General features: G+C 61.4%; 28 protein-coding genes. 23 read left to right on the top strand and 5 right to left on the bottom strand.

From position 1 onward, the window contains the following. Window positions 1-5: 5 nt before the first annotated feature. Both motA and ACM64M_RS12580 read left to right on the top strand, forming a co-directional pair. Complete coding sequence (gene motA / locus ACM64M_RS12585; RefSeq protein ID WP_416229050.1) at window positions 6-869, top strand: flagellar motor stator protein MotA; 864 nt, start codon at window positions 6-8, stop codon at window positions 867-869. Between the two features lie 61 nt (window positions 870-930). Next, on the top strand, window positions 931-1,878 hold the full coding sequence (locus ACM64M_RS12580) for a flagellar motor protein MotB (protein ID WP_416229082.1): 948 nt from the start codon (window positions 931-933) through the stop codon (window positions 1,876-1,878). A 29-nt stretch (window positions 1,879-1,907) separates the two neighbouring features. Here the strand turns inward: ACM64M_RS12580 and ACM64M_RS12575 are convergent, their stop codons facing one another. Then, entirely contained in the window at window positions 1,908-2,333 is a 426-nt protein-coding gene (locus ACM64M_RS12575) for a hypothetical protein (protein ID WP_416229049.1), read from the bottom strand. Here ACM64M_RS12575 and ACM64M_RS12570 point away from each other — a divergent pair. Next, window positions 2,326-2,589, top strand: a complete 264-nt coding sequence (locus ACM64M_RS12570) for a hypothetical protein (RefSeq protein ID WP_416229048.1) — start codon at window positions 2,326-2,328, stop codon at window positions 2,587-2,589. The genes ACM64M_RS12575 and ACM64M_RS12570 overlap by 8 nt on opposite strands. A gap of 75 nt (window positions 2,590-2,664) precedes the next feature. On the opposite strand, the gene ACM64M_RS12565 is transcribed toward ACM64M_RS12570, so the two are convergent. Continuing rightward, complete coding sequence (locus ACM64M_RS12565; RefSeq protein WP_416229047.1) at window positions 2,665-3,483, bottom strand: flagellin; 819 nt, start codon at window positions 3,481-3,483, stop codon at window positions 2,665-2,667. A gap of 374 nt (window positions 3,484-3,857) precedes the next feature. Here ACM64M_RS12565 and ACM64M_RS12560 point away from each other — a divergent pair, with 374 nt between their 5' ends. The 18 genes from ACM64M_RS12560 (at window position 3,858) to ACM64M_RS12475 (ending at window position 19,266) form a co-directional block, all read left to right on the top strand. Then, window positions 3,858-5,132: a sigma-54 interaction domain-containing protein gene (locus tag ACM64M_RS12560; RefSeq protein ID WP_416229046.1), complete on the top strand. Its 1,275-nt coding sequence runs from the start codon at window positions 3,858-3,860 to the stop codon at window positions 5,130-5,132. Window positions 5,133-5,149: 17 nt separating this feature from the next. Continuing rightward, window positions 5,150-5,476, top strand: a complete 327-nt coding sequence (fliE, locus tag ACM64M_RS12555) for a flagellar hook-basal body complex protein FliE (protein ID WP_416229045.1) — start codon at window positions 5,150-5,152, stop codon at window positions 5,474-5,476. Between the two features lie 3 nt (window positions 5,477-5,479). Beyond that, window positions 5,480-7,135, top strand: coding sequence for a flagellar basal-body MS-ring/collar protein FliF (gene fliF / locus ACM64M_RS12550; RefSeq protein ID WP_416229044.1), 1,656 nt, complete (start codon window positions 5,480-5,482; stop codon window positions 7,133-7,135). Next, a complete protein-coding gene (fliG, locus tag ACM64M_RS12545) occupies window positions 7,135-8,190 on the top strand; it encodes a flagellar motor switch protein FliG (RefSeq protein WP_416229043.1) in 1,056 nt (351 codons plus the stop codon). Before fliF ends, fliG begins: the two co-directional genes overlap by 1 nt. Beyond that, window positions 8,174-8,836 carry a FliH/SctL family protein gene (locus ACM64M_RS12540; RefSeq protein WP_416229042.1) on the top strand — a complete coding sequence of 221 codons (663 nt, stop codon included), beginning with the start codon at window positions 8,174-8,176 and terminating at the stop codon, window positions 8,834-8,836. Before fliG ends, ACM64M_RS12540 begins: the two co-directional genes overlap by 17 nt. A 6-nt stretch (window positions 8,837-8,842) precedes the next feature. After that, window positions 8,843-10,192: a FliI/YscN family ATPase gene (locus ACM64M_RS12535; RefSeq protein WP_416229041.1), complete on the top strand. Its 1,350-nt coding sequence runs from the start codon at window positions 8,843-8,845 to the stop codon at window positions 10,190-10,192. Further along, window positions 10,185-10,643: a hypothetical protein gene (locus tag ACM64M_RS12530; protein WP_416229040.1), complete on the top strand. Its 459-nt coding sequence runs from the start codon at window positions 10,185-10,187 to the stop codon at window positions 10,641-10,643. The genes ACM64M_RS12535 and ACM64M_RS12530 overlap by 8 nt, the downstream gene beginning before the upstream one ends. Before the next feature lie 366 nt (window positions 10,644-11,009). Next, on the top strand, window positions 11,010-12,233 hold the full coding sequence (locus ACM64M_RS12525; RefSeq protein WP_416229039.1) for a hypothetical protein: 1,224 nt from the start codon (window positions 11,010-11,012) through the stop codon (window positions 12,231-12,233). 35 nt (window positions 12,234-12,268) lie between these two features. Beyond that, a complete protein-coding gene (locus ACM64M_RS12520) occupies window positions 12,269-12,844 on the top strand; it encodes a flagellar basal body-associated FliL family protein (RefSeq protein WP_416229038.1) in 576 nt (191 codons plus the stop codon). Between the two features lie 2 nt (window positions 12,845-12,846). Next, window positions 12,847-13,803 (top strand): FliM/FliN family flagellar motor switch protein, encoded by a 957-nt coding sequence (locus ACM64M_RS12515; protein ID WP_416229037.1) that lies wholly within the window; start codon window positions 12,847-12,849, stop codon window positions 13,801-13,803. Then, window positions 13,800-14,081, top strand: coding sequence for a flagellar motor switch protein FliN (gene fliN, locus ACM64M_RS12510; RefSeq protein ID WP_416229036.1), 282 nt, complete (start codon window positions 13,800-13,802; stop codon window positions 14,079-14,081). The genes ACM64M_RS12515 and fliN overlap by 4 nt, the downstream gene beginning before the upstream one ends. Then, on the top strand, window positions 14,078-14,389 hold the full coding sequence (locus ACM64M_RS12505; RefSeq protein WP_416229035.1) for a flagellar biogenesis protein: 312 nt from the start codon (window positions 14,078-14,080) through the stop codon (window positions 14,387-14,389). The genes fliN and ACM64M_RS12505 overlap by 4 nt, the downstream gene beginning before the upstream one ends. Continuing rightward, complete coding sequence (fliP, locus tag ACM64M_RS12500) at window positions 14,389-15,180, top strand: flagellar type III secretion system pore protein FliP (RefSeq protein ID WP_416229034.1); 792 nt, start codon at window positions 14,389-14,391, stop codon at window positions 15,178-15,180. The genes ACM64M_RS12505 and fliP overlap by 1 nt, the downstream gene beginning before the upstream one ends. Window positions 15,181-15,190: 10 nt before the next feature. Further along, the gene (gene fliQ, locus ACM64M_RS12495; protein ID WP_416229033.1) at window positions 15,191-15,463 is read left to right on the top strand and encodes a flagellar biosynthesis protein FliQ; all 273 of its coding nucleotides are present in this window, start codon (window positions 15,191-15,193) and stop codon (window positions 15,461-15,463) included. Window positions 15,464-15,466: 3 nt separating this feature from the next. Further along, a complete protein-coding gene (locus ACM64M_RS12490; protein ID WP_416229032.1) occupies window positions 15,467-16,276 on the top strand; it encodes a flagellar biosynthetic protein FliR in 810 nt (269 codons plus the stop codon). Further along, a complete protein-coding gene (locus tag ACM64M_RS12485; RefSeq protein WP_416229031.1) occupies window positions 16,273-17,400 on the top strand; it encodes a flagellar biosynthesis protein FlhB in 1,128 nt (375 codons plus the stop codon). The genes ACM64M_RS12490 and ACM64M_RS12485 overlap by 4 nt, the downstream gene beginning before the upstream one ends. A 39-nt stretch (window positions 17,401-17,439) precedes the next feature. Next, complete coding sequence (gene fliD, locus ACM64M_RS12480; RefSeq protein WP_416229030.1) at window positions 17,440-18,876, top strand: flagellar filament capping protein FliD; 1,437 nt, start codon at window positions 17,440-17,442, stop codon at window positions 18,874-18,876. A gap of 21 nt (window positions 18,877-18,897) precedes the next feature. After that, complete coding sequence (locus ACM64M_RS12475; protein ID WP_416229029.1) at window positions 18,898-19,266, top strand: flagellar protein FliS; 369 nt, start codon at window positions 18,898-18,900, stop codon at window positions 19,264-19,266. Window positions 19,267-19,283: 17 nt separating this feature from the next. Here ACM64M_RS12475 and ACM64M_RS12470 read toward each other — a convergent pair whose 3' ends face one another. Further along, window positions 19,284-20,150, bottom strand: a complete 867-nt coding sequence (locus ACM64M_RS12470; protein ID WP_416229028.1) for an alpha/beta fold hydrolase — start codon at window positions 20,148-20,150, stop codon at window positions 19,284-19,286. A gap of 9 nt (window positions 20,151-20,159) precedes the next feature. Next, window positions 20,160-21,368 (bottom strand): Na+/H+ antiporter NhaA, encoded by a 1,209-nt coding sequence (gene nhaA / locus ACM64M_RS12465; protein WP_416229027.1) that lies wholly within the window; start codon window positions 21,366-21,368, stop codon window positions 20,160-20,162. A 245-nt stretch (window positions 21,369-21,613) separates the two neighbouring features. Here nhaA and ACM64M_RS12460 point away from each other — a divergent pair, with 245 nt between their 5' ends. After that, a complete protein-coding gene (locus tag ACM64M_RS12460) occupies window positions 21,614-22,126 on the top strand; it encodes a flavin reductase family protein (protein ID WP_416229026.1) in 513 nt (170 codons plus the stop codon). Between the two features lie 14 nt (window positions 22,127-22,140). Next, window positions 22,141-22,746: a TetR/AcrR family transcriptional regulator gene (locus tag ACM64M_RS12455; protein ID WP_416229025.1), complete on the top strand. Its 606-nt coding sequence runs from the start codon at window positions 22,141-22,143 to the stop codon at window positions 22,744-22,746. A 24-nt stretch (window positions 22,747-22,770) separates the two neighbouring features. On the opposite strand, the gene ACM64M_RS12450 is transcribed toward ACM64M_RS12455, so the two are convergent. Beyond that, window positions 22,771-23,877, bottom strand: a complete 1,107-nt coding sequence (locus tag ACM64M_RS12450) for an S-(hydroxymethyl)glutathione dehydrogenase/class III alcohol dehydrogenase (RefSeq protein WP_416229024.1) — start codon at window positions 23,875-23,877, stop codon at window positions 22,771-22,773. Window positions 23,878-23,907: the final 30 nt, after the last annotated feature.

Genomic DNA, 23,907 nt, shown 5'->3' with positions numbered 1-23,907 from the left:
ATCCAGTGTACGCCGGGATAGGTATCGTTGTTCTGCTTGTGATGGTGTTTGGCGGCTTTACGCTGGCAGGCGGCGCTTTGGGGCCGGTGCTGAAAGCGATGCCGCTGGAATTGATGATGATTGGCGGGGCGGCGATTGGCGCGACCGTGATCGGCAATTCGCTGCACGAACTCAAACTGCTAGGCGGCGGGCTGGGCAAGGTGTTCAAGGGCCCCAAATACACCGATCAGGATCATATCGATGCCATTGCGCTGACCAGCAAGTTGATGAAGGTGCTGCGGTCGGATGGCGCGGTGGCGCTGGAAAGCCATGTGACCGAGCCCGAAAACTCCGCGATCTTTAGCGAGTACCCACGGCTTCAAAAAGACCCGGTGGTGGTCAATATGATCTGCGATCCGCTGACCTTGATGGTCGTTTCATCGGGCACGCTCGATACCCATGCGGTGGAGGATGTGATCGACAATGCGATCAAATCGCAGCTGCATGAAATGGACGAGCCCGCACATGCAATCCAGACTTTGGCCGATGCTTTTCCGGCGCTGGGGATTGTGGCGGCGGTGCTGGGCATCATCAAGACCATGGGCGCAATCGATCAACCGCCCGCAGTGCTGGGCAAGATGATCGGCGGCGCGCTGGTCGGCACGTTTCTGGGCGTGTTGCTCGCCTATGGCTTTGCCGGGCCGATGGCGGGGCGGCTGAAACAGGTGAATGCGCATGACCAGCAAATCTATCATTCGATCAAACAAGTGATTGTCGCCAGCCTGCATGGCTATCCGCAGCCGCTCGTGCTTGAAGCGGCGCGATCCGGCCTACCGCCTGCGCATCGCCCGAAACTGACCGAATTGCTCGATCAGATGCGGGGCAAATGACATGCCACCAAAAAGCGTAACGGCAAATCCGACCCAGTCGGGCGAGGGCAGCGTTGCAGCGATGCTCGCCTCTATCATCGTCAAGAAAATCATCGTCAGCGGCGGCGACGGACACCACGGCGGCGCGTGGAAGGTTGCGTATGCGGATTTCGTGACCGCGATGATGGCGTTCTTTTTGTTGCTGTGGCTGTTGGGCGCGACCGAGGAAGACCAGCGCAAGGGGATCGCCGATTATTTCACCCCCACGCTAATCAAGACCCGCGAACAAAGCGCCGGGTCGGACGGGCTGCTGGGAGGCAGCTCCTTGACCGATGTTGACAATTATCCGCACGCGGCGGGCCAGACGGGCACCTTGTCGATCACCATTCCGCGTGATGCCGAAGGCGGTCCAGTCGAAGGCGGGAGCGATGCCCAATCGGCTGAGCAACGCACCCGCGCGCTGCGCAAGGAAATCGAGGAAAAGCTCGAAGCACAGCAGAAATTGTCGCGGTTAGTGCGTCAGGTGCGGGTGATGCGCGCGCCCGAGGGCATTCGCATAGATCTGGTCGATGATGCCGATTTTTCGATGTTCGCGCTGGGCACCACAGTGCTGACCGATGAGGCGCGCGGATTGCTGCAGGTGATTGGTGAGACGCTCGATAGTCAGGGCAGTCCGGTGATTTTGCGAGGTCACACGGATTCGCTGCCGTGGCGCGACGGGATCACCGCCAACAATTGGTCGCTGTCCGCAGGGCGGGCCGAGGCGACGCGGCAGCAATTGATCCGCAGCGGCATCGATGGGGACCGCTTTGCCCGGATCGAAGGGGTGGCCGATACCGAGCCGTTGATCGCTGACAATCCCGCTGACCCGCGCAATCGCCGGATTTCGCTGCTGTTGCTGGACGAAGCGGGCGGGCGTCCTCGGCCGCGCAGCCGCCCCGGCCCCGCAACTCCCGGCAACCCGGCTGATCCAGAGCCCTCGCAAAGAGACATCCGCACAGTCGCTGAGGCGCGCGCTCCGACCCGGTAAACCATGCCTGTTTGGCACGGCCTTTAACCTCACCGCGCGATTGCTGCAGATGATGCAGCGTGTTTGTGCAATCGCGCGCGCCGGGCATCCTGAAATGCGCCGATCCGGCGGCAGCCGTGCTGGTCAGGCCGCAGCGGCTGGAGGATGGGGCGGGGAGAACAGGCCCATGGCGTTCCCGCTGCCGCTCGCCCCGATACCCTGCCAAAGGAGACCCCCGCGTGATCGATTCGCTGATCCATTCCATGGCCGAATTTGCCAGCCTGATATTGCCTTGTCTCGATGAAACCAAGGCCAGCGACATCGTCGAGATTGGCAGCGGGTCTGGCGGCATGTCGAAATTGCTGGCTGAACACGCGGGCAACCATGGCGGCACGCTGACCTGTATCGATCCCGAACCCGCACCCGGCTTTGCCGAATGGGCCGATACCGCGCGGACCGCACAACGGCGTGCTCACGGCGGTCGAGGATTTCCTGAAAGAGTCCGATGGGGATGCGCGGCCGCTGTATTATGTTCATGTGCCTGCGGTCTTGGGGCTCGGAATCATTTTTGACGCGGCGGCATCCTGGTCAAAGGCGCTCGCGCAATTCCTGCTGCCCTATCACGCCAATCCGTTGATCGCGCGGCAGGAGGAAAGCCGGCTGCGCAACTGGATCGAAGTGATCGATTGGCAGGACCACAGCGCCGCCGCACCGCAGGTTGAGGATCGCTGAAACGCAAGAACGCCCGGAACCCTGTAGGTTCCGGGCTTTCCCTGCTGACCAGGAGGCAAGCCTTGACGGGTCAGTTTACCGCAGCAGCGAGAGGACGTTCTGCTGCGACTGGTTGGCCTGTGCGAGCATCGCTGTCGATGCCTGACCAAGGATCTGAGCCTTGGCGAGCGCAGTGGTTTCCGATGAATAGTCGGTGTCCTGGATCCGCGAACGGGCATCGGACAAATTGGTCGAAGTCGTGGTCAGATTGTTGATCGCCGATTCAAGCCGGTTCTGGCCTGCACCAAGCGAAGAACGTGCGGTGTTCACATCGCTAAGCGCAAGGTCGACATTGGTGATAGCCGTGGCAGCATTTGTTGACGAAGACACGTCCAGCGCGGTTGCGCTGATATTGGTGCCGTCAATCGCGGTGCTGGTCAGGGCAACGCTGCGACCGGCATCAATCTGGATCGAAACCGAAACGTCTGTGCCAGCGGTGGTGCTGAACAGGGTCACGCCATTGAATTCAGTGTTGCCCAAAATGTCGCCGATCTGAGCGGCAAGCTCTGTCACTTCGGTGTTGAGAAAGCCGCGATCTTCGGCATCCAGAGTGCCGTTCTGCGATTGCACGGCCAGTTCACGAACGCGCTGCAGCATGTTGGACACTTCGTCCAGCGCGCCTTCTGCGGTCTGAGCCAGCGCAATACCGTCGCCAGCGTTGCGGATGCCCTGATTGAGCGCGCGAATGTCGCTGGTGAAACCGGTGGCGATCGAAAGGCCAGCGGCGTCATCGGCGGCGCTGTTGATGCGGCTGCCGGTTGACAGACGCTCCATCGCGGTGCCGAGCATTTCATTGGCACGCATGCTGGCATTCTGAGCGCGCAGGGCCGAGGTATTGGTGTTGATAACGGACATTGGTCAAACTCCCGTGGGTCTAGTGCAAGTGGTATGAACAGAGCGACGAGAGCCGCAGCTGCTGGAGCTTAGAGCGACCATCCGCTGGAATGTTTAAGGCACTTTTTTGCCTCTTTCTGAAATTGGGTAACCCTGAAGGCTAACGCTGATTTGCCTTTATATATGGCGGTTCCAGAGGCGCAGGCGGGTGCAGCCTAGGGACTTCTACGATGCCTTAAATTAGCCATATCTTGGCCGTTGGGGCGGCAAATCCTTTCCACCAGAAACAGGCGGGTGGAACAATGCGGGCATTTCATACAGATCAACATGGGCACGGTTCGGTTAACGGTCCGGCGTCGCGGGGTGACCAAGCAGAGGTTAACGCCAATACTCGCATGCCAGACATTGCCGCGCATGGCGCGCTGGTCGATCCAACCCTGCCCTTGCTCGCACAAAGCTGGCAACAGGAACGGCTGGTCCTTGGGCATGAGGGCACTTTTGCGCCGCAACCCGCTCCCCGGCGCAGCGATATTGTTGCCATCATTCTGGTTCATTCCGATCGCCCGGCGCTGACCCGGACTGGCTCTGCCCGAATAACGCTTGCCTATGGAGCCGCCGCGCTGGTCCCGGCGCGGGCTGCGCTGATCGCCAGCGCCGCCGATGGTGGCTGGCCGATTGCGGGCGACAACGAAAGCCTGGCGCTGCTCACCCTTGCCGAACGGATTGCCGCCAGCGAGATTCCGGTTTTGCTTGAAGGGCCAACCGGCACCGGCAAGGAAGTGATTGCGCGCTTCGTTCATCGCATGAGCCCGCGCGCAGACGGTCCCTTCATCGCGGTCAATTGCGCAGCCATGCCAGAGGCGATGCTCGAAGCATTGCTATTTGGCCACCGCAAGGGCGCTTTTACCGGCGCGTCAGACGCTGGCGAAGGATTGTTCCGCGCTGCCGATGGCGGCACCTTGCTGCTCGATGAGATCGGCGAATTGCCGCTGGCGCTGCAATCCAAATTGCTGCGCAGCTTGCAAGAACGCGAAGTGCTGCCGCTGGGCGCGACCCGGCCCATCGCGGTCGATGTGCGGATCATCGCAGCCACCAATCGCACCTTGTCCGCAGAGGTCGAAGCGGGCCGTTTCCGCGAGGATCTGCTGTACCGGCTCAACGTATTTCCCATGGCGTTGCCGGCCTTGCAAAGCCGGCCCGGTGATATTGCTCCGCTCGCCTTTGGCATGCTGCTGCGCCATGCGTGCCAGCCGGGAATGCCTTGCTGGATTTCGGTTCAGGCGTTGGCTCTGCTGGAGGCGCATGTGTGGCCCGGCAATGTTCGCGAGCTGGAAAATGTCATCCGCCGTGCGATCCTCCTCGCGGGCAAGGAACGGCACATCGGCTCTGAACATATCGTGTTCGATCGGCCCGCGCGGGCGGTCGGGGATGAGCCGCGTTACGATGCTGCACCGACGCTTGCTTCGCATGTTGATACAGCCTCGCTGTCCGATGTTGCCTTCCGTTCCGAAGCGCAGGCGATCCTGAGTGCGCTCGGTCACAATGGTGGGCACCGCGGCAGAACCGCGCGCAGCCTAGGAATTTCTGAACGCACCTTGCGGTACCGGCTCGCCTCGATGCGCGAATCCGGTCTGATCGCACCGCTTGCCATTGCCGGAGACGCAGCGTGAACGGGGTGCAGCAAGTGATGGCGCTCAGGTCGGAAATCATGTCCCGCAGCGAAGCCTTGCAGGACGTGCGTGCGGCCAGCGGCAATCCGGCCAGCGGCAATGCAGTGAACGGTGCGGGTCCGGTCGGCGGATTCGCCGATGCTTTAACCGGGGCCTTGCAACAGGTGAGCGCGGTTCAAGCTCACTCCGGCGACATGCAGGCCAAATATGAGCGCGGCGAAGTCACCGATATCGCACAGGTCATGCTGGCCCGGCAGGAGGCTGGGGTGGCTTTTGAAGCAACCTTGCAAGTCCGTAACAAGCTGATGTCTGCCTATCAGGAAATCATGCGGATGGGGAGCTGATAGATGGCTGATACCAATGTTCCTGTGCCCACTGGCGGCGCGGTAACGATGAATGCCGCGCCGCAGATGCTTGCGCCAAACTGGCGCGCGATGCTGTCCGGCTTCACCGGCCAGCCGGCCTTGCGGCGGGCTATGCCGGCGTTGGTAGGTGTGGGAGCAGTTGGGATCGTCGCAGCGCTGTATATGACGATTGCGCAGGGGCCGCAGCGGGTTCTTTACACCAGCCTGACCGATAGCGAGCGCGCTCAGGTTACCGCCACGCTGGACACCGGCGGGATCACCTATGCCATCGACAATTCCACCGGCGCGGTGAGGGTCGCCGAAGACGATGTCTATCGTGCGCGGATGCTGGTGGCGAGCGATGCGGGTCTTGCTGCTCCGGCAGGCGCCAGCGAAATGCTCGATGCGATCCCGCTGGGGTCCAGCCGCACACTCGAAGGCGAGCGGTTGCGGCTGGCGCGCGAGCGTGAATTGATGCTGACGATCCGCGAGATTGACGGAATTGAATCGGTGCGCGTGCACCTTGCAACCCCCGAACGATCGGTATTCGTGCGCCAGAACAGCGCCCCGACTGCCAGCGTGATGGTGCGGTTGGCTGGTGGACGTTCGCTCAACCAGTCGCAGGTTGAGGCGATCGTGAATCTGGTATCGGGCTCGGTCCCCGGCATGACCTCGGATTCGGTTCGGGTGGTCGATCAGAATGGCCGCCTGCTGTCCTCCGAACACGACGAGACAATGGATGCGCTGCTGCTGCAACGCGAATTCGAAGGCAAGTTGCGCGAACAATTGACTACCTTGCTGATGCCGCTGCTGGGCGATGGCAATTTCTCCAGCCAGGTGCAGGTGACGCTGGACCAGTCCGAAATCACCTCAGCGCGCGAAAGCTACGATCAGGAAGGCGCAGTTCGCAGCGAAAGCGAGCGCAATTCGACACGGTCGGCGGGCGCGGGCACCGGCGGTATACCGGGCGTCACTGCCAACACACCGCCAGCCGCAGCGCAACTTGTCGACGCCGTACCGGATCCGGCTGCGGCTCCAGCGGATGGGGCTGTCAATGTCGCCGCGACCGGCGACAGCGAAAGCGCAGTGCAGCGCAACTATGAACTGGGGCGCGAAGTAGCCGTTACCAGCACCCGCCCAGGCGGATTGGTAAAGCTGTCAGTCGCGGTCGCGGTCAGCGATGCCGCGCTCAAGGCTGCCGCTCCCCTGACCGCAGAAAAACTGCAATCGCTGATCGGTGCCGCCGTGGGTGCCGACACCGCACGCGGGGATCAGGTGCAGGTCGTGGTGAGCACCTTTGAAAGCACCGAAATGCCTGAAATGGCATTTTATGAACAGCCATGGTTTGCGGCCATCCTGCGCTATAGCGCGGCCTTGATCGCGGTGCTTTTGGTGTTGCTGCTTGCGGTGCGTCCGCTGATTGCGCGGATGCGGGGGGGCTCTGCCAAGTCAGGTGAGGATACAGCGGGAGAGGGCCGCGCGTTGACCGATCAGAGTGAAGGTCAATCCGCCGCCGCATCCTTTAGCCCGGATCAGGTCGATCTGCCGCAGCGGGTCGAACTCGCCCGGCAACTCGCCAAGTCGCAGCCCGACCGCGCGGTCGAGGCGCTGCAACGCATGCTCGAAAACCCCGCTGACCTTGCACAAAGGGTATCGTGATGACCAGCCAAGATGCAGCAGTCATGAGCGATGGGGCCGAAATGGGCGCGGCTGCGCCAGCCTCGCTGCTCAGCCGGACCGACCGCGCCGCTGTATTCCTGATGCTGCTCAGCGATGAGGAGGCCGCAGCCCTTTTGGCGCGGCTTGGCCCTGACGAACTGGAACAGATCGGCGCGGCAATGTGCCAATTGGGTGAGATCGACCGTGACGCCATGGCCGAGGCGCTGGAGGACTTTGTACGCGAAAGCTCCCGCGAGGTGTTGGCAAAACAAGACCGCAGCACTCAGGTGCGCGCCTTGCTTGAACGCTCGATTGGCCAGGCCAAGGCCGAAAGCATGATGATCAAGATCGCGCCCAAAGGCCCGCCGCGTTCGATCGAAATGGCGCGCTGGCTCGCGCCGTCGGTGCTGATCAAACTGGTTGAGGACGAACATCCGCAGGTAATCGCGGCGCTGCTGCTGTTGCTCGAACCCGGAGCCGCCGCAGAGGTGCTTTCAGCGCTGCCGCAGGATCTCCAACCGCAGGTGGTCGAACGCATCGCGCGCATCGGGCCGATTTCGCAGCAGGCGGTGGCGATGATCGACGCACTTTTGTCGCAGCGCATCGGTGCCAGCTTTGGCGCGGATACATTGACGCTGGGTGGCCCGCGCGAGGCCGCGAACCTCATCAACCTTTCCGCTGGCGATATGCGCGGCACCGTGTTGCCCGCTATCGCGCTGCGCGATGGACCGCTGGCCGAGCGCATCGAAGACGAATTGTTCACTTTTGAAATGCTGTTCGATCTTGAACCGCAAGCGATGGAGCGGCTGTTGCGCGATGTCGACAACGAAGCGCTGATCGATGCGCTGAAAGGCACGAAGGAAGACGAACGCACGCCGTTCTTCAGAGCGATGTCGAGCCGGGCCGCCGATGGTATCCGCGACGAGATCGACATGCGCGGTCGGTTGTCGCGCGGCGAAGTCGATGCGGCCAAGCGCAAGATTGTCGAAATTGCCCGCGCACTGGCCGATCAGGGTGAGATTTCGATGGGGGGCGACGATGCTGAATTCGTCTGATTGGTTCGCTGCTTTGCATGAGCCGGAAGGATCAGTCGAAGCCAAAGCACCGGACTGGATCGACCAATTGACGCAGCCGGGCGGCTTTGTTGAAGGCGGTCCCTTTGGCCGTTTGGGTGAACGGGAACGTCAAACTGCGCCCGCGCCCGAAATGTCGCCCGCGGCTACACCCGCGCACAACCTGCCAGAACCCGACCCTTTGGCTGAGGCTTTTGCCCGAGGCGAAGCAGCGGGACGCGCCGCCGCCGCCGCAGAGCATACTGCGGTGCAGGACCAACAGCGCGCCTTGCGCTTGTCCTTCCGCGAGCTTGATCAGACCGCGATGGACAGTTTGGCGGGCGAATTGGCCGAGACGGTGATCGCTCTTTGCGAGCAGGCGCTAAGCGAATTCGTGCCCGAGCCCGGACAACTCCTCAAACGCTGCCATGCCGCAGCGCGGCGACTAGGCAGCGCCGCACAGGATTGCGCGCTGCATCTGAACCCGGCGGACATTGATGCGCTGGCCCGCGAAACGCGGGATAATTGGCGCGTCGTGGCCGATGATACAATTGCGCGCGGTGGGCTGAAATTTGAAACCTCCGATGGTTCAATCAGCGACGGACCGTCCGAATGGCGGCGGGCGATTGCCACTGCATTGCGCGGGTAGGCGGCGATGCTGGCGGAATTGCAGATCGAACTGGCGCGCTTTCGCTCCGCACAGGTGGCGAGCGGACCAGTGCTCTCAGGGACGGTGGTCGCCTGCGACGGCGGCTTGATCGAAGTCGCGGGGCTGGCTCTGCCGATCGGATCGCTGGGAGCCATCGAAAACGATGTGGGTGACGAAGCGCTTGCTGAGGTTATCGGTTTTCGGCGCGGACATTCGCTCATGATGTTGCTTGGCGATACGCAGCTATTGCGCCCGAGTGCCAAGGTGCGCGCGGTCGGCTCGCCCGGCACGGTGCGAGTCGGCGATGCTCTGCTGGGCCGCGCAGTGGATGGGCTGGGACAACCGATTGACGGAGGCCCGCCGCTTGACCTGACGCAGAAATGGCCGCTGTCAGGCAAGCGCGAGGCGGCGTTGGAGCGCGCCCCAGTGCGCGAGCCGTTCGATTGCGGAGTGCGCGCGATCAATGCACAGGCGACGATGGGGATCGGACAGCGGCTGGGCGTTATCGCCGGATCAGGGGTCGGCAAATCGGTTTTGATCGACACGGTCGCGGGCCATGCCGTTGCGGATATCACCGTGGTAGCGCTGATCGGAGAGCGTGCCCGCGAAGTCTCGGATTTCGTCGCGCGGCATATGACCGGGGTGCAGCGCGGGCGGATGGTTGTGGTCGCGGTTCCCGCCGACCATGCGCCCAATCTGCGGCTGCGCGCGGCCCAATATGCGACCGCGATTGCCGAACATTTCCGCACTCAGGGAAAGCGGGTGCTGTTGGTGCTCGACAGCCTGACCCGCGTTGCCCATGCCGCGCGCGAACTGGCGTTGGTGCTGGGTGAGCCGGGGGCGGCACGCGGTTATCCGCCGTCAGCGCTGGCGGCGATCACCAGGCTGGTCGAACGCGCGGGCAATTCGGCCACATCCGGCGGCGCGATCACCGGGCTATATACCGTGCTGGCGGATGGCGACGATACTTCCGACCCGGTGGTCGATACCGCCCGCGCAATTCTTGACGGTCATGTCGTGCTGTCGCGAGCGCTGGCGCAGCGCGGACATTATCCGGCGATCGATATTCCCGCATCCTTGAGCAGGGTCATGGACGATCTGGTTACGCCGGACATCGCCGAGGCAGCGCGCAACCTCAGGGCGCTTATTGCCGCGCGCGAAGACAATCGCGATCTGGTGATGATGGGTGCCTATCGCACCGGGTCCGATCCGGTGCTCGACCGCGCACTGGCACATTCGCAGCAGATCGATGCATTTCTGATGCAGGCGCGGGGTGAGGCGGTGAACCTTGCTGACAGCCTGAGCGGGCTGGCGGCCCTGACGCAGATGACCCACGGCGAGGCGGGCCATGAGTGACGCACAGGCAAAGCGCCGTCTCACTTTGGCTAGCCGTCAGTTGACGCTGGCCAAGATTGCCCGGCGCGATGCGATGGCTGCGCTGGCCAATGCTGTCAGCGAAGCTGCCCGCAGCGAGGTGCTGGCGCAGCGCAGCCATGAACTGATGCGCGATTATGGCGGCCGCCCGGCCAGTTCGACCGGCGCGGGCCTGCGGCAGGAAAGCGGCTTTGTCCGGCGGCTTCAGGAGGTCGCGCAGCAAGCCGATCAGGCGCGCAAGGACACCGACCTTCAGGCCCAATGGCAGGCGCAATCACTGGCCGCAGCGGAAACCCGCGCCACCCGGTTTGAAGAACGGATGGAAGCCGCGCGCCGCGACATCGAAGCGCGCAAGGCCAACCGCGAACTGGCGCATGCTCCGGTTATGGCACGCAAGTTGCTGTCTTCCCGGCGAGACACTGACGAGCCTTGAGCGCGCAATTTGAAAAGGACCGCTTCGTTGATTTCCAATCTGCCCGAACTGAACGCTCGCCCGGCTGCACTGACGTCTGCAATAGCTCCCAATTTGCGGCGGGGAACAGCCAATTTTCCCGCGTTGCTGGGGGCGACGCAGGTCTCGGATGGCGGCGTTCCGGGGGCTCTGGGCAAACCTCATAGCACGGCCGAGCAAGGCTCAGATGGGCATGATGACACTCTTGCCGAGGATATAGGGCTCTCTGCCCTTGCGTTCCAATCTCCCGATCAACTCCGCATTGCTGTGCCGCCAAACGGCAAGGCTTTGCCACAATCCGGCAGTCCGGTTCCGCCCGTTGAGCCTGCGCCACTGCAAGAAACGGCGGTGGCTTCATATGAAGTTGTCCCAACCACCCAAAATCCAGCCAAGGCGAAGGTCCTGCCCAAAGGCGCAGCCGCGCCTGCGCCACTGCCGGGCGTTGCGGTTGCCCCGTTGAACGAACGCGGGCCAAAACCGGAGCGGATTGAGCACGAAGACCCCAAACTTGCATTGGCGGACAAGGGCTTGCCACCTGCATGGTCGCCGCAAGCCGCGCAGGGTGCTGTTGCTATCGAGCTGCCCGAAAAGGCGCAAGGTTCCGCCGAGCCAGCGGGGCCAGCTTCGGTTGACACCATAAGGCCAGACCCGGCGAACAAACCTGAACGCGCCGAAGTTTCGCCCACGCCTGCACTGCCCAAAGCCGACGCCTTTCAGGTGATCTCAGCGCTTGCCATTCCAGGCGCAGCTCCTGCAATCGCTGCGGCTGATGCCGCGCTGCGCGTGACCCTTGCGCAGGACGCATTGCCGCGTTTAGCGAAGGGTGAAAAAGCGCTCGGGCGGAGCATCGAACCACCGGTGCGTTTCCTGGCCGAGGCAGATGCCGCCGATCCGGGGCGCATAGGCGGGACGGCGGGTGAAAGTTCCCTGCAGTCGCAAACACAGCTGCAGTCACAGGGGCAGACATTTGGCGCTGCACCGACCTCATCATCCCTGCAGGGTTCTGCGACCCTGGCACAGGCCGCGCCGCTGGTTTCCGGGCCAGCCACCGCTCCAACGGCCCTCGGCCTTGGGGCAGAGCAACGTGGCGAGGGCCGCCCGGCACAAGCGCTTGATGCGATTGTCAATCAACTATCCGAAGCCCGCGAAATGGGACGTGCCGCACGGCCTGAAATGACCGTCAGGCATCATGAATTCGGCGCGATCACCATGCGGCTTGAGGCCGCAGGAACCGACCTGCGCGCGACCCTTTCCAGCCGCGATCCGGGGTTTGTCCCGGCTATACAGGCGGCTCTTTCAGACCGTGCTTCCGCTGTAGCCGAAACCGCGCCGGGGCAATCGCAGCGGGGCCATGAGCAGGGCGGCAATGGCGGTTCGGGAAGCGGCCCCCAATCCGGCACCGGCAGCTTTACAGAGCGCAACTACGGGTCTTCCCCAGGGTCGGGGCAAGGATCGTCTCAACCATACCGGGACCAAAGCAGTGGCAACGGAAACAAGCGCGAGAGCCCGGAGCGATCCGGTTCGGCCGATGGTGATCCCTCAGGCCTGCGCCAAGCCGGCCTGTTCGCCTGATACCGAGCGCCGTTTGAACAAGGAGCTGACATCGCATGGCCAAGTCTGACGACACCGCCGCTGCAGACAAGCCCAAGGGGGGCATGATGAAGATGGTGCTCGGCGCTGTGCTGCTGCTCGCGGTCGGTGCGGGCGGTGCGTACGGTGCATTTGCCGCAGGCCTAATCGGCGCACATCAGGAAGGCGGCCCAGATCTTCCCAAATTGGTGCGCAAGGGCGAGACCGACCCCTATGCAATGCCGACGGATAGCAAGGATGCAGCCGCACCCGTTTATGGAGAAGGCGGGAGCGAATATCGCACTGCCTATTACAGTTTCGAGCAAACGTTCACGTCAAATCTGGCGGATTCACCTGCCTTGATTCAGGTTGATCTGGCCGTGTCGACCCGCCGGGATGGGCGCGTGCTGGGTTGGGTCAAGAACCACGAACTTGCCATCCGTTCGGCCGTTCTGGTGCAGCTTGCCGCGACCCCCGAGGCGGACATTTACGATGTCGAGGGCAAGGATGCGCTGTCGAAGCGGCTGACCGATGCCATCAATGCAGTGCTTGAAGAAAACGAAGGGTTTGGCGGCATTGAGGCGGTGCATTTCAAAGGGCTGTTGGTCCAGTGAACATGTCCCCGCAATTTGCGTCGTCCTTTGCCGATGCACGCCCGCTGGCGCAGCATTGCGCCGAGCTTACTGCGCGCAGTGGACCGCGTCCCGAAGAGCGCGCTGAAGATCTTGCTGTCTGGTGCCGTGATCTCGGTCGGGAACTGGCGCAAGAATTTGGCCAAATCCTTTCAGGCGGCAAGCTGAAAGTGACGGTGGCCATGCCTGAGATCATGCTGGGCAGCGCGGTGTTCGAACGAATTGGCCCTGTTGCGGCCAACAGTCTGCTGCGCTGCGGCGATGCTGGTCAGACCATGCTGTTTTCGGTCGATATCGCCACAGTGATTGCGCTGACCGATTATTCGTTTGGCGGCGATGGCACCTTGCCCGATACTTTGCCGCCCCAATTGCCGCGTTCTGCCGCGATGCTGGCCGAACAAATGGCGGGTCTGGTCGCGCAAGTGATTGCCGTAGCCAATGGCGCGGCAGACCGCAGCAGCGGCGATGTGTTGGTTCGCAGTGAAAGCGTGACCCGGCTTAAGCCTTTTGATCCCGCTGCTGAGGTCGCGTTGCTGACCGTCACGATGGTGATGGATACAGGAACGCAGTGGAGCGCGGTGCTGGCGGTTGCTGCCGACCGGCTAGACGCGCTGCTGCCCGGCGCGGGTTCGGCGCAAGCCATGCGCGGAAACACCGCCGCCCGCAGCAACGCTTCCGATGGAGCCTTTGACGCGGTGCCATTGCCGCTCGAAGCGGTCTTGAGCCAATTTACAATGTCGCTGGGGCAATTGGAACGGCTCGCGCCCGGCGATGAAATTCCACTGGCGATCCCGCGCGAATTGCCGCTGAAAGTGGGCGAAGAAACGCTCGCCCACGGCACGCTGGGCACGCTGGAAAACCGTATGGCGCTGCGCATCACGCGCTTGCCTGGACAAATCCGGGAAACACAGTTCAACGAAAATTTTGGGGCCGCCGCATGAACGCTATCAATCCCGCTATGCACCGCTTTGGCGATGTGACCGTGCGTCTTTCGGTGGAACTGGGGCGCACGGACATGCCCTTGAAGGAGGTGCTTGCCCTAGGTGAAGGCAGCGTTGTCGCGCTCAACCGGCTGACCGATGAATTGCTCGATGTGACCGCCAATGGCCGGATCGTCGCGCGCGGCGAGGTGGTGGCGCAGGATGGCCGCTTTGCCTTGCGCATCGTCAGCCTTGTGGGCGAAGAGGAAGTGTCTGCACGCGGGAACCAACCGTCATGATGGTCGAATATTTCCTGCGGTTGGCGCTGCTGTTGCCGCTGCTGGCGGCTCTTATTTGGGGTAGCCTGCGGCTCACCCGGTTCTTGCAGACGCGATTGGTGGGCGCGCATGGCACCGGGCAGAGCGTCGCCTTGATCGAAACGACGATGCTGTCACCGGGGTTGAAACTGGCGGTCGTTCGGTTTCACGATACCGAAATTCTACTGGGTTGCACCCGCAACGGATTGGTGCGGCTAGGCGAAGCTCCGGGCCGGGCCCCGGCGCCCACGCTCGCGTCGACAACAATCAGCGAAATCGGGCAAGCGTGATGAACCATTTCCGCAGGCTCGGTGCCGCATTGTGTGTTTTGGCGTTAACCATGTTTGCGCTGGCAGACCCTGCCATGGCAGCGATAGCGACGGCGGCAGAACCAGCCGGAATTGGCGGCGCGATTGAACGCGCCCTGGGCAGCGGAGGCGCGGGCGAAGGCGCGCCGCTGAGCTTCTCGATCCAGCTCCTGCTGGTGATGAGCCTGCTTACGATCCTGCCCGCGATCGTGCTGATGATGACCAGTTTCCTGCGTATTCTCATTGTGTTGTCGATCCTGCGTCAGGCGTTGGGCCTGCAAGGCTCTCCGCCGACACAGGTGCTGGTGGGGTTGTCGCTGTTCCTGTCGCTATTCGTGATGGCCCCAACCATCGACACCGTGAATGTGGTCGCCATCGCGCCCTATTCCGCCGGAACGATCGGTGCCGATGCCGCCATCGCCAGCGCGGGCGAAGCCTTTCACACCTTTATGTTGGCGCAGACACGCGAGGCCAATCTGATCATGTTCTCGGATATCGCAGGCGTGGGCCAATTTGATGACCCGGCGAAGATCCCGTTCTCGATCCTGCTGCCCTCGTTCGTGACCAGCGAGCTCGAAACGGCGTTTCAGATCGGTTTCATGCTGTTCCTGCCGTTCCTTGTCATTGATCTGGTGGTCGCCAGCGTGCTCATGAGCCTGGGGATGATGATGCTATCGCCAACGATTATCTCGTTGCCATTCAAGCTGCTGCTGTTCGTGCTGGTCGATGGATGGGCGCTGCTGATGGGCAGCCTCGCCATGAGTTTTGCCTGAAGGACCCGCGATGCAAGAAGACGCACAATTGCTGGCGCTGGCCGATCAGACGCTGTGGGTGACGGCGCTGATTGTCGGCCCGGTGCTTTGCGCTGCGTTGATTGTGGGGCTGCTCGTCGGGATCATTCAGGCGGCGACTTCGGTTAACGAACAGACGCTGACATTCGTGCCCAAATTGGCGATCACCGCGCTGGTTTTCGTGGTTCTGGGGGGCACGATGATGGCATTGCTGGGCGATTTCCTGCGCGAGATTTTTGCGCAGATTGCACAGATTTCGGCCTGATCCATGACTGTCCTCGATCTCGGCTTTGGCGGGCTGGAGGAGCAATTGTGGCACATTCTCTTCCTTTCGATCCGCTGCGGCGCGGCCTTGCTCGCAGCCCCGATGATCGGCGGCATGGCGGTGCCGCCGCAATTGCGCGCACTGCTGGCAATTGTCTTTGCGCTGTTCGTCGGCATCTGGATGCCTTTGCCGCAAGTGCCCGAGATGATGAGCTTTGCCGCAGTTCTGGCGGTGGTCCAAGAGGTCATGATCGGCGCCGCACTGGGTTTTTTGTTGCAAGTTTCCTTTGCCGTGCCGTTGATTGCGGCAGAGCAGATCGCGGGCACAATGGGGCTGGCCATTGCAACGTCGATTGACCCATCCAGCGGCGCACAATCGGGGGCGCTAGGCACCTATTTCGGATTGATCCTGACATTGCTGTTTTACGCCATTGGCGGCCACTTGCTGTGGTTTGAGCTGCTGATCGAGAGTTATCGCGTGCTCCCGGCAGGATCGTTTGCGGTGGGGAACGTGGAAGCGCAGGCGATTGTGATGTTTGCCGGATATGGATTTGCCACCGCCGCCGCGATTGCGCTGCCGGTGGTGTTAGTGTTGCTGTTGGTGCAAGTCGTCACCGGCACGATCTCGCGCTCCGCCCCCGCGCTCAACCTCTTCGCGCTGGGTCTGCCTGCCGGGGTGCTCGCCGGGATCGCCGCGCTGATTATCGTTATGCCGATTGTGGTTGAACAATTCATCGATCTGCTGACCGTCACGCTTGAACAATCCGCCAGCCTGTTCGGACCCGGCGCGCTGGCATTGGGGGGCGCGGGGTGAGCGAGGAGACCAGCGGCGAAAAGAGGTTTGATCCGACCCCAAAGCGCAAAAGCGACGCGGCGAAGAAGGGCGACGTTCTGCGTTCAAAGGAAGTCGCCACCGCCGCCGCCATGGCGACTGGCGTTTTCATGCTGCCCTTTATCGGCCCGTGGTTGATGGATGGAATCTTAGGCGTTGCCCGAAACAGTTTTCGCTTTGACGCGGCGGGATTGGGGGAATTCGCCCCGGCTACGCTCATCATGGAAGCAGCGGGCGCGATTCTGCCACCCATTTTCGTGCTTGGTCTGGGCGTGATGATTATCACCGTGGGATCGCAAATGTTGCTCGGCGAAGGGCGCTTCGTTCCCGAAAACCTCTTGCCCAAAGGATCGCGCATCAATCCGCTGTCGGGAATGAAGCGGATTGTTGGGGTTCAGGGCCTGATAGAATTGGGCAAGTCGATCCTAAAGCTGGCGTTGCTTGGATCGATCGCGTGGTATTGGGTGTCGAACAATCTGACTGGATTGTTGGGTATCGGGCGCGGTTCGCTGGACGCGCAGCTTGGTTATGCGTGGGATACCGGGGGCGCGTTGGCGGCGATGCTGGTTGGCGGGCTGCTGGTGATCGCAGCGGTGGACTATCCGCTCCAGCGGTTTCAGCAAAACAAGCGGTTGAAAATGAGCCATCAGGATATGCGCGATGAGCACAAGCAATCCGAAGGTTCACCCGAAATGAAGATGGCGCGGCGTCAGCGGCAGCGTGATCTGGCGCGCGGAAGCGTCGGCAAGGCCATGAAAGAGGCGCAATTCGTGATCGTCAACCCGATGCACTTTGCCATTGCACTGACCTATGATCCTGCGCTTGCCCCTGCGCCGGTTGTGCTGGCCAAAGGGCGCGGCGAAACCGCGCTGGCGATGCGCGAACTCGCAAGCGAGGCGGACCTGCCGGTGCTGCATTATCCGCAGCTCGCCCGCGCCATCTATTTCACCACCCGCAACAATCAGATGGTGCGTGAGGAATTGTATATTGCCATCGCTGCATTGGTGGCGTTCGTGCTGTCGCTGAAGCGCGGGGAGAAACCACGGATGCCGCGTGTCGAAGTGCCCGCAGAATTGCGTTTTGATGCGGACGGAAGGCCTGAATAAATGGCTTAAGCCCATGCGCAAACGTCCGTCCTGAAGCGTATGGATAATCCCGGCTCATCAATCATCTCGGCCTTTGGCGCAGGCAGCGGCGTGGACTTTGTCCAGCTTGCCAGCGATCTGTCGGAGGCCAGTTTCGGATTTCAGCGCGGCAATATTGAGGCGCGCAATGAAGCGCTGACCGCGCGTATTTCCTCCGCTTCATTGCTGCGCAGCGCGTTGACGGACCTCGCCAGCGCCTTGGGCGACCGGATTCGCACGGGCGATCTGGCCCCGCGCGCCGCCATCGGCAATCCGGCTGTGGCGAGCGTTTCGACCACACCGGGGCTGACCCCGACGGGCACCTATTCGCTCGAAGTCAGCCAACTCGCCAGCAGTCAAACCTTGGTTTCCAAAAGCTTTGGCGCGAGCAGCGATCTGGTTGGCGAGGGCACTCTGCGCATCAGGTTCGGCACCGTCGATGGCGCGACTTTTGCCGAAGACGGCGCGCAAGCTCCGCTCGAAATCACGGTTGAGGCGACCGACACGCTGGCGACGCTGGCGGCAAAGATCAACTCTGCCGGCGGCGGCACGCTCGATGCCTATGTCGCCAACGGCACTGGCGGTGCCCAGCTGGTGATAAAGGGACAGGAAGGGGCCGCAAACGGCTTTACTGTCGAAGGGGAAAGCAGCGCATTGTTGCCGATCCCTGCGCAAGGCGACCTGTCCTATCTGTCGTGGCAGCCCGCCACCGATTCAGGGGAGTTGCGCGCGACTTCGAAGGACGCGCTTTTCGCGCTCGATTCGGTGCCTCTGAGCAGCGCGAGCAATGCGGTGACGGGCCTGCCCGAAGGGATCCGTCTGAACCTTACGGGCACCAATATAGGCGCGCCGACCACGATCAGCTTTGCCAACGATTCTTCGGCGATCACCAGCGTGATGACCGATTTCACCGCCGCGCTCAACGATCTGGCCGGATTGCTCAATGCAGAAGGCGCGGCCTTTGGTGGGACTTTGGGCAATGATCCCGGCACACGCGAATTAAAGCGCGATCTGGCGCGGCTGACCAATGAAACGGTGATGCCGGGGGCTGATGCGGGAGAGCCTTCGACGCTGGCCGATCTTGGCCTCTCGCTCAATCGTGACGGGACGTTTGAACTGGATGCGGCGCGGCTGAATGATGCGATAAATTCCAACCCCGATGCGGTCGCCGCCATGTTCACGACCGGCGCATTCGGAGTGTTTGCCACCATGGACAATCTTGCCCGTGACAACAGCCTGCGCAGCGATCCGGGATCACTGGGCGGGTCGCTGGTGCGGTATGAAGCGCAGATTGAACGCAATGATGACCGGTTGGCGCGGATTGCCGATCAGCAGGAAAATCTGCGCTCGCGCCTGACCCGCGACTTGATCGCAGCGGAGCGCCGTGTAGCAGGCTCTCAGTCCACGCTCAGCTTCCTTCAGCAGCAGATCGACGCCTGGAACGGTTCGTCCAACTAGGTTGACGATGCGGTGATGCAGATGCTTTTTCAAAACCCAGCGCAGGCCTATCGCCGGGTCGACCTCGACGCGCGGATCGAGGCGTCGACGGGTGAAAAACTGACGCTGATTTGCCTTGAAGAAGCGATTTCGGCCTTGGCGCAGGCGCTGCTTGCGCTTGAACGCGGACGGGATCGTTCGCCGACCGAGCCACTGTCGCGGGCGCATGGAATTGCCATGTGGCTGGCGCGCAGCGTTGCTCCGCAAAACCCTCTTTATGGGCCGATGACGCAATTCTATGGCGGGTTGGCGGCTGCCATAGCGCGCAACATGCAGCAGGCTTCGCTCGAAGAATTGGCGCAGGTGCGCGAAGATTTCGCCGATCTGCTCGCCGCTGCAAAAGCAGTCTAGGCCGGGATCTGAGATGCTTATGCGTCGGCGATTATCCGCGCGGCATCATCGGGGTCTTCGAGCGGGTGGAAATGGGTGCGGTCGGGGCGATAGAGGTCCCGGCCATTAGGCAACAGCGCCGAGAGTTTCGGCCATGTTGGCGAGCTCTTGAAATCGTTCAGATCGCTCTGCTGTGCCCGCACCACCAATGCTGGCGCCGCAACTTTTGAAGCCGCATCGAGAATGCCCCGATTGCTGCGGCTGGAGGCGTAGACGCTGGCCTCCATCTCAGGCGAACAGGCGAGCACATAGCCGCCGCTTTCAACCTGCTTTAGACCATAGCGGCAATAATCTTCAAACACGCGGGCATTGAACAGAATATAGGGATCACGCGGAGCAAAGCGCTCCATCATGGCCTCGGGTGAGGCAAAGTCGCGTTTCCGGCGGATTGCAGGATGCGGCGCGTCCGCTGTGTATGGCGCAGCGTCTTCGGCATAGAATTCTGGTGCAAGAATGACGGGATCGAACAGGACCAGCTGGCTGAACGCTTCCGGCCGATCAGCCGCGCATTGCACCAATGTGTGCGCGCCCATCGAATGGCCAATGCCCACTGCACGGCGAATGCGCAATTGATCGAGAAAAGCGCTGACATCGTCGGACAATGTGCGCCAGTCGTCGATCGGCCCGCCGTCGCTGCGACCATGGCCGCGAATGTCTAGCGAGATCACCCGGCGGTCGGGGAAATGTTCTGCCACCGCATCGAAAACGCGCCCGTGAAAGCCCGTGGCATGCGCAAAGAGCAGCGGCGGCTGCTGGTTGCCGGGCTTTGCGCGCCACTCGTAATAGGTAAGACTAATGCCATTGACCCTGACAGTGCGGGTGGTGGGCTGACCCAGTGTTGGCATCAAAGCGTCCTAATCAAGTGCTGGATTGGCACCAGCCTTGGCTTGCCCCGCAGCTTCGGGCAAGGCTGCTTTGAGCAGAAAATAGCCTCCAATCGCGGCTATCAGCGATCCCGAAAGGACGCCCAGCTTGACCGCATCGACCAGTTGAGGATCAGCAAAGGCGAGATTGCCGATAAACAGGCTCATCGTGAAGCCAATCGCCGCGAGCAGCGAGAGCCCGTGGATCTTGCGCCAGCCCACGCCTTCGGGAAGCTTGGCGATGCCCGCCTTCACCGCCAGCCAGGCAAAGCCGACGATGCCCACTTGCTTGCCAATCAGCAGGCCCAGCGCAATTCCCAGAGGCAGCGGCGCAAGCAAGTCGGCGAACGATAGACCAATCAAGGTCACGCCCGCGTTGGCAAAACCAAAGATAGGGATGATGACGAATGCGACCCATTTGTGCAACGCGTGCTCCATGTGTTCGAGCAGGCGAGAACCGTCGCGCGCCGCCATTGGCACCATCATCGCGGCGGTCACTCCAGCAAGCGTGGCGTGCACCCCGGATTTGAGCACGAACACCCACAGTACGACCGTCAGAAGGACATAGGGGATGGCGCTGGCGATCCTCAGTCGTCCGATGGCAAACAACAACGCGAGGGTGATACCGCCGCCGATCAGCATATCGAGCTTGATCTCGCCCGAGTAAAACAGCGCGATCACCATAATCGCTCCGATATCGTCGATGACCGCGATAGCCAGCAACAATGCTTTCATCGCCACCGGCACGCGCGGGCCGAGCAGTGACAATATCCCCAGTGCAAAAGCGATGTCGGTTGCCGCCGGGATTGCCCAGCCACCAATGCTTTCTGGCGAATTGAAATTGAACGCGGCGAAAATAAGCGCCGGGATTGCCATCCCGCCAATCGCAGCGGCCAGCGGGAGCGAGGCCTTGTCCCAGCTCGACAATTGCCCGCCCATAATCTCGCGCTTTACCTCGAGGCCGATCAGGAAGAAGAAGATCGCCATCAGGCCGTCATTGATCCAAAGGATCAGAGCCTTGTTGATGGCGAAGTCGCCAAAGGACACATTCAGCTTTGTCTCCAAAGTCCCGAAATATGCCGGCGCAAGCGGCGTGTTGGCGATGATTAAAGCCAGCGCCGCCGCCGCGATCAGCACGATGCCGCCGGCGCTTTCCTGTTTGAGAAAATCCTTGAGAGCTTCGCCGACGCGGTCGATCATGTGGACTGCCAAACCAATATGTTGCGGATACTTGGTTACGAGAACGTTCAGATGGTGCATCGGTGCCCGAAAACATGCCGCAACATTGTGGAACCTATCCCGGACCTGCGGATTGCGCGTCAAACATTACAATAAAAAGGGCGCTTGCAAGATTTGACGTTACATTGACAATTTGCGCGCCCTCGTCGAACGCGCCAGTAACAAACGTCGTCCGGCCCTATTTCCCCACTTTTTTGGAGTTCCCGTTGCGCAACGCCCAGCATGCAGAACCGCCAGGCATCGCCGAATACCGGCAGGTGATGGGGCTGTTTGCGACCGGGGTTTGCGTGGTTTCCGTGCCTGAAGGTCCGCATGGATTGACCGCGATGACCGTCAATTCGCTGGTGTCCGTTTCGCTCGATCCGATGCTGCTGTGCTGGAGCCTGCAGAATTCCTCGGGCCGCTATGCCGCCTTTGCCGAAGCAGACCGTTTTGCGATCAGCATTCTGGCGCTTGAACAGGCAGAGCTGGCAAGGCGATACGCGGCGCATGGCGACAGTCTGCTGCGGCTCGAAGATTTTGCCTCAAGTCCCGGCGGCCTGCCGATTGTTGTCGGCTCGATGGGACATATCGAATGTCGTCGCTGGTCGGACTATCCGGCAGGCGACCACACCATGATCCTTGGCGAGGTAACTGGATTGGGCGCATTGGCGAGCATGGGCGAAGCGGGCAATCCGCTTGGCTTTTTCAATGGCCAATTTTGCTCTATCGCCGGTTGATGGTCGCGGAAAACATGGAAATCGTTCAAGATACCGCGCGTGAAAGGCTGCTGGCGGCTGCGCATCGTCAATTCGCCGAACGCGGGTTTTACGGGGCGAGCATCGCGCAGATTGCCGGTGAAGTGGGCCTGACAAAGCAGGCGCTGCTTTATCATTTTAGACGCAAGGAAGATCTCTACCGCGAGGTGTTGAAGGGTATTGCGTGGCGATTGCTGGGGGCGATGCGCGCTGGAGTGGATACGGGAAAGCCGCCAGAACAGCAATTCGAAGATATGATCCTCCGTATCTACGCTGCCGCCCGCGCAAATCCGCTCGATTCAAAAGTCCTGATGCGTGAACTGCTCGAAGATCAGCGCAGCCAGGCGCCTGCAGACGAATGGTTTTTCAAGACATATCTCGACCAGATAGTCGACATGCTCAATCAGATCGAAACGCTGAAACCGCTGACATTCGCGCAGAAATTCGCGCATCTCTATTCGCTATTGTCGGCAATTGAATATTTCGTCGCCTCCGAGGCAACTCTTGTTCGGTTTTATGGAAGAGATGATTTTAATCGAATAGCGGACAGTTATCCCGACCAGTTGCGCGCGCAGGTCCGGCAGTTTCTGGAGCCCCGCTAACGCTCTCTAGGCTGCGATGAGGCATCAAAAAACGACCACGCTGCGAATGCTTTCGCCGCTATGCATCAAGTCGAACCCCTTGTTGATCTCCTCCAAACTTAGCGTGTGAGTGATCATCGGGTCGATTGCGATCTTGCCGTTCATGTACCAGTCGACGATTTTGGGTACGTCGGTTCGGCCCTTGGCCCCGCCGAACGCCGTACCGCGCCAATTTCGGCCGGTCACCAATTGGAACGGGCGAGTGGAAATTTCCCGCCCAGCTTCGGCGACACCGATGATGATCGACGTGCCCCAACCCTTGTGACAGCATTCCAGCGCATCGCGCATGACTTCGGTGTTGCCAGTGCAATCGAACGAATAGTCCGCCCCGCCATCGAGCAGTTCGACCAGATGCGCCACCACGTCGACGGTTTCGCGCGGGTTTACGAAGTGGGTCATCCCGAACCTTTCACCCCATTCGCGTTTCGCCGGGTTGATGTCTACACCCACGATCCGGTCAGCGCCCGCCATCCTCGCGCCCTGAATAACGTTGAGCCCGATCCCGCCGAGCCCGAACACCACCACATTGTCGCCCGGCTTCACCTTAGCGGTGTTGACCACCGCGCCCACGCCCGTCGTCACCCCGCACCCAATGTAGCAGGCGCTGTTGAAGGGTGCATCGGTGCGAATTTTGGCTACTGCGATTTCGGGCAGGACGATGAAATTCGAGAAGGTCGAACAGCCCATATAGTGATAGATCGTCCGCCCCTTGTAACTCATCCGCGAGGTGCCGTCTGGCATCAGCCCCTTGCCCTGTGTCGCGCGAATTGCACTGCAGAGATTGGTCTTGCCTGACAGGCACATTTTGCATTGGCGGCATTCTGGGGTGTAGAGCGGGATGACGTGATCATCCGGCGCGACGCTGGTGACGCCGACGCCCACTTCGCGGACGATCCCTGCGCCTTCGTGACCCAGTACGCTGGGGAAAATCCCCTCGCTGTCGAGCCCGTCGAGTGTATAGGCATCGGTATGGCAGATGCCGGTCGCCATGATTTCTACCAGCACTTCTCCCGGCTTTGGCCCTTCCAGATCTAGCTCGACGATTTCGAGTGGCCTTTGGGCTTCGAATGCCACAGCGGCGCGGGTTTTCATGGGCGTTTCTCCGGTTAATCGCGCCGCGCT

Source organism: Qipengyuania sp. ASV99 (genome assembly GCF_047872805.1).
Lineage (GTDB): Bacteria > Pseudomonadota > Alphaproteobacteria > Sphingomonadales > Sphingomonadaceae > Erythrobacter.
Note: the sequence above shows the minus strand (reverse complement) of the source record. Positions and strands in the feature narration are given on the sequence as shown.

Excerpts from the sequence above, each read along its gene's own strand:
- ACM64M_RS12505 (WP_416229035.1), top strand. The coding sequence starts at position 14,078 with ATGATGGTCGAATATTTCCTGCGGTTGGCGCTGCTGTTGCCGCTGCTG.
- ACM64M_RS12580 (WP_416229082.1), top strand. The coding sequence starts at position 931 with ATGCTCGCCTCTATCATCGTCAAGAAAATCATCGTCAGCGGCGGCGAC.
- ACM64M_RS12535 (WP_416229041.1), top strand. The coding sequence starts at position 8,843 with ATGCTGGCGGAATTGCAGATCGAACTGGCGCGCTTTCGCTCCGCACAG.
- fliD (WP_416229030.1), top strand. The coding sequence starts at position 17,440 with ATGGATAATCCCGGCTCATCAATCATCTCGGCCTTTGGCGCAGGCAGC.
- ACM64M_RS12455 (WP_416229025.1), top strand. The coding sequence starts at position 22,141 with ATGGAAATCGTTCAAGATACCGCGCGTGAAAGGCTGCTGGCGGCTGCG.
- ACM64M_RS12520 (WP_416229038.1), top strand. The coding sequence starts at position 12,269 with ATGGCCAAGTCTGACGACACCGCCGCTGCAGACAAGCCCAAGGGGGGC.
- ACM64M_RS12530 (WP_416229040.1), top strand. The coding sequence starts at position 10,185 with ATGAGTGACGCACAGGCAAAGCGCCGTCTCACTTTGGCTAGCCGTCAG.
- nhaA (WP_416229027.1), bottom strand. The coding sequence starts at position 21,368 with ATGATCGACCGCGTCGGCGAAGCTCTCAAGGATTTTCTCAAACAGGAA.
- ACM64M_RS12475 (WP_416229029.1), top strand. The coding sequence starts at position 18,898 with ATGCTTTTTCAAAACCCAGCGCAGGCCTATCGCCGGGTCGACCTCGAC.
- ACM64M_RS12470 (WP_416229028.1), bottom strand. The coding sequence starts at position 20,150 with ATGCCAACACTGGGTCAGCCCACCACCCGCACTGTCAGGGTCAATGGC.
- ACM64M_RS12490 (WP_416229032.1), top strand. The coding sequence starts at position 15,467 with ATGACTGTCCTCGATCTCGGCTTTGGCGGGCTGGAGGAGCAATTGTGG.
- ACM64M_RS12540 (WP_416229042.1), top strand. The coding sequence starts at position 8,174 with ATGCTGAATTCGTCTGATTGGTTCGCTGCTTTGCATGAGCCGGAAGGA.
- fliF (WP_416229044.1), top strand. The coding sequence starts at position 5,480 with ATGGCTGATACCAATGTTCCTGTGCCCACTGGCGGCGCGGTAACGATG.
- fliQ (WP_416229033.1), top strand. The coding sequence starts at position 15,191 with ATGCAAGAAGACGCACAATTGCTGGCGCTGGCCGATCAGACGCTGTGG.
- ACM64M_RS12450 (WP_416229024.1), bottom strand. The coding sequence starts at position 23,877 with ATGAAAACCCGCGCCGCTGTGGCATTCGAAGCCCAAAGGCCACTCGAA.
- ACM64M_RS12565 (WP_416229047.1), bottom strand. The coding sequence starts at position 3,483 with ATGTCCGTTATCAACACCAATACCTCGGCCCTGCGCGCTCAGAATGCC.
- ACM64M_RS12515 (WP_416229037.1), top strand. The coding sequence starts at position 12,847 with ATGTCCCCGCAATTTGCGTCGTCCTTTGCCGATGCACGCCCGCTGGCG.
- fliG (WP_416229043.1), top strand. The coding sequence starts at position 7,135 with ATGACCAGCCAAGATGCAGCAGTCATGAGCGATGGGGCCGAAATGGGC.
- fliE (WP_416229045.1), top strand. The coding sequence starts at position 5,150 with ATGGCGCTCAGGTCGGAAATCATGTCCCGCAGCGAAGCCTTGCAGGAC.
- ACM64M_RS12560 (WP_416229046.1), top strand. The coding sequence starts at position 3,858 with ATGCCAGACATTGCCGCGCATGGCGCGCTGGTCGATCCAACCCTGCCC.
- fliP (WP_416229034.1), top strand. The coding sequence starts at position 14,389 with ATGAACCATTTCCGCAGGCTCGGTGCCGCATTGTGTGTTTTGGCGTTA.
- fliN (WP_416229036.1), top strand. The coding sequence starts at position 13,800 with ATGAACGCTATCAATCCCGCTATGCACCGCTTTGGCGATGTGACCGTG.